Below are 9906 nucleotides of genomic sequence, written 5' to 3'. Positions count from 1 at the left end.
CCGGGGCCCCCCCCCCCCGCCCGGGCCCCCCCCCCCCCCCGCGCCCCCCCCCCCCCCCCCCCCCCCGGGGGGGGGGCCCCCCCGGGGGGGGGCCCCCCCGGGGGGCCCCCCCCGCCCCGGCGGCACTGTCACCTCACGGACCGTCCGAGGGCGGGTTGCCGCCGCGAGGAACGGGGGTCGCACCCGGGCAAGGGATCAGACGGCCGCGGACAGGCCGAGGTTCTGGTAGATCTCCGTCGTGACCGTGGAGAAGTTCATGGTCATGAAATGCAGCCCGGGCGCGCCCTCGGAAATCAGTCGGCTGCACATGGCGGTGGCGTGCTCGATTCCGGCGGAGCGGACCGCCGCCGGATCCTCCTGAAGGTCGAGCATGCGTCCGGAGAAGTCCGCCGGAATGGCAGCGGTACTGAGGGTCGGAATACGGAGAAGCGACCGGATGGTGGTCACGGGCATGATCTCCGGAATTACCGGAATATCGCACCCGGCACTCTGGAGACGGTCGCGGAATCTGAGGTAGCTGTCCGCCTCGAAGAACATCTGAGTGATCGCGTAATCCGCGCCGGCCCGCCACTTGGCGAGGAAGTGGCGGATCTCGGAGTCCCAGTCCGGTGATCTCGGGTGCATTTCCGGGAAAGCGGCGACGCCGACGCAGAAGTCGCCGGACTCCTTGATCAGGCGCACCAGGTCCGCGGCGTACTCGACCCCGTCGGGGTGCCGGGCCCACGGGCCGAGCGGGTCGCCCGGCGGGTCGCCCCGCAGCGCCAGGATGTTGCGAACCCCCTGGTCGGCGTAGTGTCCGAGGATGTTCCTGAGTTCGGCGACGCTGTGGTCGACGGCCGTCAGGTGGGCGGTGGGCGTGAGGGTCGTCTCCTGGGCGATGCGGCCGGTGACCTTCACGGTCCGCTCCCGGGTCGACCCGCCGGCACCGTAGGTCACCGAGACGAAGGTCGGGGAGAGCGCCTCCAGGCGGCGGATCGCATTCCACAGTCCGGCCTCCGCCGCGGCGCTGCGCGGTGGCATGAACTCGAACGAATAGGAACGCTTCCCGGTGGCGAGGAGATCGCGCACGGATGCCGCCCGGTCGTTACGGGTGGAGGGGGTTCCGAGTGTCATGCGGAGAGAATATACGGGCCCCTGGACGGCTCGTCCCCGGTGTCCGTAGAGTGATACGGGATTGCTCGGAAATGCATCCCCCGGTGTCCGGATCCGATGCTTGCGGAGTGGATCCCCAGGGTCTCCGCACAGTGCACAATGGGGGCATGGAAAGACAGTTGCACACCCTCCCCGGACTTCCCGAATGGGACCGCTGCGCCGTGATGGGAATTCTCAACGTCACGCCCGACTCGTTCTCGGACGGCGGCAGCTGGCTGGACCCGGGCCGGGCCGTCGAGCACGGACTGTCGCTCGTCGCCCGGGGCGCCGACATGGTGGACGTGGGCGGGGAGTCGACCCGCCCGGGCGCCCGCCGGGTGCCGCTCCAGGAGGAGCTCGCCCGGGTCCTGCCGGTGGTGCGGGGCCTCGCCCGCGAGGGTGTCCTGGTGAGCATCGACACGATGCGGTCCGAGGTCGCGGAGGCGGCGGTGGACGCGGGTGCCCGGATCGTCAACGACGTCAGCGGAGGCCTGGCCGACGACCGGATGGCCAGGACCGTCGCCCGGACCGGCGTGCCCTTCGTCCTCATGCACTGGCGGGGACAGTCCCACGCGATGGACGGACTGGCCGACTACGAGGACGTCGTGGCCGACGTGACCACGGAGGTGGAACGCCAACTGGACGCCGTGGTGTCGGCCGGAGTCGACCCGGCCCGGGTGATCGTCGACCCCGGCCTCGGCTTCGCCAAGAGCCGCGCCGACGACTGGGCGCTGCTCGCCGCCCTGGACGCCTGGCACACCCTGGGGCGACCGCTGCTGGTGGGGCCGTCGCGCAAACGCTTCCTCGGCGAACTGCTCACCGACCCGGCGACCGGCGTACCCCGCCCGGCCCGGGAACGCGATGCCGCCACCGCGGCCACGGCCGTGCTGGCCGCCGCCGCGGGAGCCTGGGCGGTCCGCGTCCACGAAGTCCGGGCCACCGCGGACGCCGTGCGCGTCGAGGCCGCCCTGCACGCGCACCGGCCCGCGGCCGGTCGGCGGCCGCCGCACCGCATGAGGTAGGGCGCGGCTTCGAACCCGCGGCCGCGGGGCGACCGCCGAGCCTTCGTCCGCCGCGACCCGCGGGTCGCCGAAGACCACTCGCCTGCGGATTGCTCGCAGGGCGGCGGCCGGTTCTTGCGAATACTGCAAACCCAGGGCAGTGGTACCTTCGCAAATACGGGCGGGGAAAGGAACGACAGGCGTTATGGCACGACCGGCCGGGCGGAAGATCTACGCCCACGCCAAGCTGCGCCGGCTCCGCCGGGAGCACGGCATGAACCAGGTCGAGCTGGCCCGGGAGCTGGGCATCTCGACCAGCTACCTCAACCAGATCGAGCACAGCCAGCGCCCGTTGACCGCCTCGGTGCTGCTGCGGATCTCCCAAGTGTTCGGGGTGGACCCGGAGTTCTTCTCCGAGGCCGACGAGGAGCGCCTGGGCACCGATCTGCGGACCGCGCTCGCGGACCAGCTGTGCGGAGGCTCCGTGCCCGCCGAGGAGATCGCGGAGGTCAGCCGGGACCACCCGGAGGTGGCGCGCGCCCTGGTCGCGCTGCACCGCGGTTACCGCGAGGCGCTGGCGCGCGTCGGCGACCTGGGCGAGCCGGGGCCCGGCGCGGGCCTGCGTCCGGCCGAACCCCACGACGAGGTCCGCGACTTCTTCTACGCCCACCACAACCACATCGCCGTCCTCGACGAGGCGGCCGAGCGGACCGCCGAATCGCTCGCGACCGCCACCGCGGGACGCACGGCGGAAGCCCTGACCGCCCGGCTCGCCGAGCGGCACGGCGTGCGGGTGGTCGAGGCCGACCGCCCCCGGGTCGCCGATCTGCGACGCTACGACCCGGCGACCGCCACGCTCCACCTCTCGCCGTGGCTGACCGACGGCCGCCGCGCCTTCCAACTCGCCACCCAGCTCGCACTGCTGGAGCACCGCCCGCTGATCGACACCCTCGTGGCGGCGGCCGAGCACGACCTCACGTCACCCGAGGCGGCGGACCTGGCGCGGATCGGCCTGGCCAACTACTTCGCCGGCGCGGTGCTCATGCCCTACACCGCCTTCCACGCCGCCGCCGAGGAACTCCGGTACGACGTCGAGCTGCTGCGGATCCGTTTCGGCGTCGGCTTCGAGACCGTCTGCCACCGGTTGAGCACCCTCCAGCGGCCGGGCCGCCGGGGTGTGCCGTTCTCCTTCCTGCGCGCCGACCGGGCCGGGAACATCTCCAAACGCCAGTCGGCGACCGCCTTCCACTTCTCCCGCCTCGGCGGCACCTGCCCGCTCTGGACCGTCTACGAGGCGTTCTCCTCCCCCGGCCGGATCCTCACCCAGGTCGCCGAGATGCCGGACGGGAAACGCTACTTCTGGATCGCCCGGACCGTCTCCCACGGCGGCTACGGCCGCCGCACGGCGCGCGGCGAGTTCGCCGTCGCGCTCGGCTGCGAACTCCGCCACGCCCACCGCCTGGTGTACGCCGAGGGCGTCGCCGTCAACGCGCCCGGCGCCGCGACGCCGATCGGGCTGGGCTGCCGGATCTGCGAACGCCGCGACTGCGCGCAGCGCGCCCGGCCCCCGGCGGGCGGGCACCTGCTGGTCGATCCGGACCGGCGCGGCCAGGTGCCCTACCCCGTGCTCGGCGAGGCGGCCGACGCCGGTCACTGAGGCGCCGGCCGGACGACGGCCCGCCCCGGTGTCCGCGCCGCGCTCCCGCCCGGCCCCGCCCGAGCACCACGACTTCCCTCCGGCTCCGCCACTCCCGCGCGAGGGGCGGAGCCGACCACACCTCCGACGACGACTGGGCCTTCCGAATGAACCACCCGACCGACGAGACCCGCCTGCCCGCTCCCCGCGGCGCCACCGCCCCGTACGGGCACTGCGTGCTGCTCAAGCACGGCGAGGTGGCCCTCAAGGGGCGCAACCGGCACCTGTTCGTCCGGCGTCTGGAGGACAACCTCCGTTCCGCCCTGCGCGGCGCAGGCGGCTCGACCTGGATACGGTCCCCGCACAACATCACCGTGCTCGGCGGAGAGGTACCCGTCGGGACCCTGGTGGAGCGGGCACGCACGGTCATCGGATTCAGCTCCGTCGAGCCGGCGCTCCGCGTCCCCAGCACGATGGAGTCCGTCGAGGCCAACGCCCTGGACGTGCTGCGCACCGCCTGCGCCGGACGGGCCGCCACCGGCTTCGCCGTACGGGCCAAACGCCGGGACAAGACCTTCGCGCTGACCTCCACCCAGCTGGAGCGCCACCTCGGCGCGCTCCTCCAGCCGCGGATCGAGGGTCTGAGGGTCGACCTCACCTCGCCCGACGTCACCCTGACCGTCGAGGTCGACCACCGCGAGACGTACCTGTCGGCGGAGCGCCACGCCGGGTTGAGCGGCCTGCCGGTCGGTGCCAGTGGACGGGCCCTGGTGCTGCTCTCCGGCGGCTACGACTCGCCGGTGGCCGCGCACCGCGCCATGCGGCGCGGGCTCGCCTGCGACTTCGTGCACTTCAGCGGCGCGCCGTACACCGACCCGGCCTCCGTCTACAAGGCGTACGCACTGGCCCGCGAGCTCAACCGCTACCAGCCGCCCGGGGCCCTGCACGTCGTCGCCCTCGGCAAGGCACAGAAGCAGCTGGCCGTCGCGGGTGCCGGCCGGCTGCAGGTGGTGGCCCAGCGCCGGCTCATGGTCCGGACGGCCTCGGCCCTGGCCGCCGGCACCGGCGCGCAGGCGCTGGTGACCGGCGACAGTCTGGGACAGGTGGCCAGTCAGACCCTGGCCAACATGGTCGCCGTGGACCAGGCCGCCACCCTGCCGGTGCTGCGACCGCTGGTCGGCTGGGAGAAGCAGGAGATCATCGACCAGGCCAGGGCCCTCGGCACGGCCGAGATCTCCGTCCTGCCGGACGAGGACTGCTGCAGCCTGCTCGCCCCGCCGCGGGTCAGCACCGGGACCCGCATCGGCCACCTGCGGGCCGTGGAGAAGCGCCTCGACCTGGACGAGCTGGTCGACGCGCTGCTCGCGAACGTGCAGGTGATGCGGCCCGGCCAGGAGGAGGACCGGGCACCGGAAGCGGGCGCGACCTGCGCGGTCCCGTCCTGACCCGGTCCGCTCCCCGGCCGGCCGCCTACACGGTGGCCGGCACCGGCCGCTGCTCCGGCCCGTCGTAGGAGGCGAGCGGTCGGATCAGGGCGTTGTGGGCCAGCTGTTCGGTGATGTGGGCGGTCCAGCCGGTGACCCGGCTCATCACGAAGATCGGTGTGAACACCGGGGTGTCGAAGCCCATCAGGTGGTAGGCCGGCCCGGCCGGGTAGTCGAGGTTGGGGTGGATGCCCTTGCGCTCCAGCATCGCCTCCCGCAGCGCGCCGTGCAGGGCGGCCAGCCCGGTGGTCCCCGGGTCGGTGCTGCGGGCGATCAGGTCGTCGAGGGCGGCCTGCATGATCGGGACGCGGGAGTCGCCGTGCTTGTAGACCCGGTGGCCGAAGCCCATGATCTTCCGCTCGGCGGCGAGCGCCTCGTCGAGCCAGTCGGCGGCGCGGGCCGGGTCGCCGATCTCCTCCAGCATGTGCATCACGGCCTCGTTGGCACCACCGTGCAGCGGGCCCTTGAGCGCGCCGATCGCGGCGGTGACGGCGCTGTAGAGGTCGGACAGGGTGGAGGTGACGACGCGGGCGGTGAAGGTGGAGGCGTTGAAGCTGTGTTCCGCGTAGAGCACCAGGGAGATCTCGAAACAGCGGACCACCTCCGGGGCGGGGACGGCGCCGAAGCACATGTGGAAGAAGTTCTCCGCGTAGCCGAGGTCCGGGTCCGGCGGGATCGGCGCCAGTCCGCGCCGGCGGCGCTGGTCGGCCGCGACCACGGTGGGCAGCTTCGCCAGCAGGGTGAGCGACTTGGCGAGATTGGGGGCCGGGCGGCCGTCGTCCTCGGTCGGGTCCTCGGCGCCGAAGAAGCTGACGGCGGTGCGCAGCACGTCCATCGGGTGGCAGGTCTCCGGCAGCTTCGCCAGGACCTCGGCGGTGGTGCGGTCCAGCGGGCGCAGCGCGCGCTCACGGGCCCGGAACTCGCGCAGTTGGGCGTCGTCGGGCAGCTCGCCGTGCCACAGGAGGTGGGCGACCTCCTCGAAGGAGCGGTGGGCGGCGAGGTCCTGGACGGGGTAGCCGCGGTAGGTGAGGGAGTTGGTCTCCTGGATGACGGTGGAGATCTCCGTGGTGTCGACGACGACACCGGCGAGTCCGCGATGGATCTCGAGCATGGTGGTGCCTCCGGTGTGTCAGTTCCCGGGCGGGAGGGTGAAGTCGAAGACGGCCGAGTCGAAGGCCGAGTAGGCCTGGTAGTCCAGGAGTTCGTAGAGGCGGGAGCGGGTCTGCATGCGGGGCAGCAGGGACTCCTGGGTGCCTTCCGCGGCGAGGGTGCGCAGTCCGCCCTCGGCCGCGCCCATGGCCAGGCGCAGCAGGGTGACGGGGTAGAGGGCGATGTCGTAGCCGAGGTTCTGGAGGGTGCGGGCGTCGAGCAGCGGGCCCTTGCCGAACTCGGTCATGTTGGCGAGCAGGGGGACGTCGACGGCCTTGCGGAAGGCCTCGAACTCGGCCTCGTCGGCGAGGGCTTCGGGGAAGACGGCGTCGGCGCCGACGTCGACGTAGGCCTTGGCCCGGTCGATCGCGGCGGTGAGTCCTTCGACGGCGCGGGCGTCGGTGCGGGCCATGATCAGGAAGTCGGGGTCGCGGCGGGCGTCGACGGCGGCCCTGATCCGGCGGACCATGTCCGTGCGGGGTACGACCGTCTTGCCGTCGAGGTGGCCGCAGCGTTTGGGGTTGACCTGGTCCTCCAGGTGCAGGCCGGCCAGGCCGGCGTCCTCCATCAGCTGGACGGTGCGGGCCGCGTTCATCGGTTCGCCGAAGCCGGTGTCCGCGTCGACGAGGACCGGCAGGTCCGTGACCCGGGTGGTCCGGCCGGCGCGGTCGGCGATCTCGGTGGCGGTGGTGAGGCCGATGTCGGGCAGGCCGAGGTCGGCGGCGAGCACCGCGCCGGACAGGTAGGCGGCCTCGAAGCCGAGGTCCTGGATCAGGCGGGCGGAGAGCGGGTTGAAGGCGCCCGGCATGGTCAGCAGCCGCCCGGTGGCGAGCCGTTCGCGCAGGGCGCGGCGGCGCTGGGCCGGGGTGGTGCGGGTGTGGAGCATCAGAACAGGCCCTTCGGGAGGGTCTCGTCGAAGTCCCGGACGGCCTGGGTGTCGACGGCCGGGAACAGTTCGTCGAGGTCGGTGGCCCGCAGCTCGGCCAGGTCCGCCGCGGCGGTCAGGAAGCGGTCCTGGTCGGCGGGGGTGACCAGGCCGTCGGTGAGGGTGCGGAACTTGCGCTGGTAGGCGGGCCGGTCGAAGGGGCGGGCGCCCGCCGGGTGGGCGTCGGCGACCGCGAGTTCGTCCTCGACGACGGTGCCGTCGTCGAGAGTGACGACCACGCGGCCGCCGAAGGCCCGGTGCTGCGGGTCGGGGTGGTGGTAGCGGCGGGTCCACTCCGGGTCCTCGACAGTGGTGATCCTCCGCCAGAGCGCGACGGTCCCGGGGCGTGCGGCCCGCTCGGGGGCGTAGGAGCGCTCGTGGTGCCAGGCGCCGTCCTCCAGGGCGACCGCGAGGATGTAGGGGATCGAGTGGTCGAGGGTCTCGCGGCTGGCGGTGGGGTCGTACTTCTGCGGGTCGTTCGCGCCGGAGCCGATGACGTGGTGGGTGTGGTGGCTGGTGTGCAGGACCACCGAGCGCACCCGCTCCAGGGGGCCGGTCCTCTCGCGCATCCGGCGGGCCAGGTCGATGATCGCCTGGGCCTGGTACTCGGCGGAGTGCTCCTTGGTGTAGGTGTCCAGGATCGCCCGGCGCGCCTCGCCGGCCTCGGGCAGCAGCACGGTGTAGTCGGAGCCGGGTCCGTCGAGCATCCGGGCGAGGAAGCCGTCCTCGCCCTCGTAGATCGGGGACGGCGAGGTCTCGCCGCGCATCGCCCGGTCCACGGCCTCGATCGCGGCCTTGCCGGCGAACGCCGGGGCGTACGCCTTCCAGCTGGAGATCTCGCCCTTGCGGGACTGCCGGGTGGCAGTGGTGGTGTGCACCGCCTGCTGGACGGCCTGGTAGGTGACCTCGGTCGGCAGTCGCAGCAGGGTGCCGATCCCGCAGGCGGTGGCCGCGCTCAGGTGCGCCACGTGGTCGATCCGGTGCTCGTGCAGGCAGATGCCCTTCACCAGGGCGACGTGCACCTCGTAGGCGGCGACGATGCCGCGCAGCAGGTCGGCACCGGTGCGGCCGGTGTGCTGGGCGACGGCGAGCAGCGGCGGGATGTTGTCGCCCGGGTGGGAGTAGTCCGCGGCGAGGTAGGTGTCGTGGAAGTCCAGTTCGCGCACCGTCGTGCCGTTGGCCCACGCCGCCCACTCCGGCGAGACCCGCACCAGGCTGCCGAACACCCGGGCACCCGGCGCGGCGTGGTGGACGTGGGCGTGCGCCTGGGCCCGGGCCACCGCCACCGGGCGCCGCAGCAGCGAGGCGACCGCCACGGAGGCGTTGTCGATCACCCGGTTGACCGCCATCGCGGCGCTCTCGGGATCCAGTTCCTCGGTGCCGGCGGCGACGGCGGCGAGCTTCCAGGCGAGCTGCTCCTCGCGCGGCAGCCGGTCGGCACTCGGGTGGACACGGACGTGGTGCTCGATCACGGGGGCTCCTCGTGGGCGTGGGAACGGTTCCGGGCTTGTGCGGTCGAGCCTGCCCGCCGGAGCGCCGATGATCCAGCAGGCCAATCTGTCGAATCCGTACACGGTCGAGCTGTGAATCTGCGAATCCTGCGGACCGTTAGGATCCCCACGAACCCCTCGCCCGGTCGTCACCGGCGCCTCCTGGAGGCGGAAGGGCCCGGATTCCCGACCTTCCGAGGTGAGCACAGCGGACAGCTCCGTGCAGGAGACCCAGCGGCCCGTGGTCCAGCGACGCGCCCGGTCCGAGGACGGCTCGTGCCGTCACCATGTGGTGTGGCGGGCCGGCCCGGGGTGGCGGATGGTCAGCAGCGCGGTGCTGGGCGGCGGGACCGGCGAGCGCGGCTGGGTGCTGAACGCGCAGGTCCGGGCCGGTTACGACCGGATGGACCCCGACCGGCACCTGGCGGAGCTGGCGCGGGCGGAGGGGCTGCGCGGGCCCGGCGTCGGTCTGATGACGGCCGCGGAGGTCGACGACTGCACCTGGTCGGAGGACGGGGGCGCCGTCGCCCTGGTGACGACCGGCATCGGCGTGCCGACCTGGGCCGCCGCGCCGCCGGTCGTCCCGGCGCCCGCCCAGTACGTGCCCGGCACGATCAACATCCTCGCGGTCGTACCGGCACCGGTGTCCGACGCCGGTCTGGTGAACCTGCTGGCGACGGCCACCGAGGCCAAGGTGCAGGCGCTCCTGGACGCCGGGTACGACTGTTCCGGTACGCCGTCCGACGCGGTGTGCGTGGCCGTCCGCAGCCCGGTCGACGGTGGGCCGGCCGACCCGTTCGGCGGGCCGCGGTCGGTGTGGGGCGCCAGACTGGCCCGGGCCGTGCACCGGGCCGTGCGGGACGGGGCGGAACGCGATCGCGACCGCCGGGCCCGCGGACCGGCCGCGCCGCACCAGGGGCCGCGACCGGAGTGCGGCTGCGAGAACGTCCTGCTGGCCGGCCGCCTCACCGGGTGAGCGGCCCGAGGAGGTCCGGTCGCGGCCCTCGGGCCCCTCGCACGCGTCCCACAGCCGTGGCCCCGGGTCGCATTGCGCTTCCGACCCGCCCTCCGCGCCCCTCGGGGACCTCTC

The 9906-nt window shown here is 73.5% G+C and carries 8 protein-coding genes; 4 read left to right on the top strand and 4 right to left on the bottom strand.

Annotated features, from left to right (window positions below):
- Positions 1–195: 195 nt before the first annotated feature.
- A complete protein-coding gene (metF, locus tag ACIPYS_RS22455) occupies positions 196–1113 on the bottom strand; it encodes a methylenetetrahydrofolate reductase [NAD(P)H] (RefSeq protein ID WP_400748647.1) in 918 nt (305 codons plus the stop codon).
- 146 nt (positions 1114–1259) lie between these two features.
- Here metF and folP point away from each other — a divergent pair, with 146 nt between their 5' ends.
- The 3 genes from folP to thiI all read left to right on the top strand — a co-directional run bounded on the left by folP (position 1260) and on the right by thiI (position 5213).
- Complete coding sequence (gene folP / locus ACIPYS_RS22450) at positions 1260–2153, top strand: dihydropteroate synthase (protein ID WP_400748644.1); 894 nt, start codon at positions 1260–1262, stop codon at positions 2151–2153.
- A 184-nt stretch (positions 2154–2337) separates the two neighbouring features.
- A complete protein-coding gene (locus ACIPYS_RS22445; RefSeq protein ID WP_400748641.1) occupies positions 2338–3789 on the top strand; it encodes a short-chain fatty acyl-CoA regulator family protein in 1452 nt (483 codons plus the stop codon).
- Positions 3790–3935: 146 nt separating this feature from the next.
- Positions 3936–5213: a tRNA uracil 4-sulfurtransferase ThiI gene (gene thiI / locus ACIPYS_RS22440; RefSeq protein ID WP_400748638.1), complete on the top strand. Its 1278-nt coding sequence runs from the start codon at positions 3936–3938 to the stop codon at positions 5211–5213.
- A gap of 25 nt (positions 5214–5238) precedes the next feature.
- On the opposite strand, the gene ACIPYS_RS22435 is transcribed toward thiI, so the two are convergent.
- From ACIPYS_RS22435 to ACIPYS_RS22425, 3 genes are read right to left on the bottom strand one after another with little or no spacing between them, the layout of a single operon-like run.
- The gene (locus ACIPYS_RS22435) at positions 5239–6363 is read right to left on the bottom strand and encodes a bifunctional 2-methylcitrate synthase/citrate synthase (RefSeq protein ID WP_400748635.1); all 1125 of its coding nucleotides are present in this window, start codon (positions 6361–6363) and stop codon (positions 5239–5241) included.
- Between the two features lie 18 nt (positions 6364–6381).
- Positions 6382–7287: a methylisocitrate lyase gene (gene prpB, locus ACIPYS_RS22430; protein WP_400748633.1), complete on the bottom strand. Its 906-nt coding sequence runs from the start codon at positions 7285–7287 to the stop codon at positions 6382–6384.
- Positions 7287–8798, bottom strand: coding sequence for an MmgE/PrpD family protein (locus tag ACIPYS_RS22425; RefSeq protein ID WP_400748630.1), 1512 nt, complete (start codon positions 8796–8798; stop codon positions 7287–7289). The genes prpB and ACIPYS_RS22425 overlap by 1 nt, the downstream gene beginning before the upstream one ends.
- 217 nt (positions 8799–9015) lie before the next feature.
- Between ACIPYS_RS22425 and ACIPYS_RS22420 the strand changes: the two genes are divergently transcribed.
- Positions 9016–9792, top strand: coding sequence for an adenosylcobinamide amidohydrolase (locus ACIPYS_RS22420; protein WP_231978232.1), 777 nt, complete (start codon positions 9016–9018; stop codon positions 9790–9792).
- The last annotated feature ends 114 nt before the right edge of the window (positions 9793–9906 follow it).

The sequence above is a fragment of the Kitasatospora sp. NPDC089913 genome, from assembly GCF_044748625.1.
In the GTDB taxonomy this organism is placed as follows: Bacteria; Actinomycetota; Actinomycetes; order Streptomycetales; family Streptomycetaceae; genus Kitasatospora.
This window is presented reverse-complemented; position numbering and strand designations above follow the sequence as displayed.

Coding starts and splice junctions, on each gene's coding strand:
- metF (WP_400748647.1), bottom strand. CDS start 1,113: ATGACACTCGGAACCCCCTCCACCCGTAACGACCGGGCGGCATCCGTG.
- folP (WP_400748644.1), top strand. CDS start 1,260: ATGGAAAGACAGTTGCACACCCTCCCCGGACTTCCCGAATGGGACCGC.
- ACIPYS_RS22445 (WP_400748641.1), top strand. CDS start 2,338: ATGGCACGACCGGCCGGGCGGAAGATCTACGCCCACGCCAAGCTGCGC.
- thiI (WP_400748638.1), top strand. CDS start 3,936: ATGAACCACCCGACCGACGAGACCCGCCTGCCCGCTCCCCGCGGCGCC.
- ACIPYS_RS22435 (WP_400748635.1), bottom strand. CDS start 6,363: ATGCTCGAGATCCATCGCGGACTCGCCGGTGTCGTCGTCGACACCACG.
- prpB (WP_400748633.1), bottom strand. CDS start 7,287: ATGCTCCACACCCGCACCACCCCGGCCCAGCGCCGCCGCGCCCTGCGC.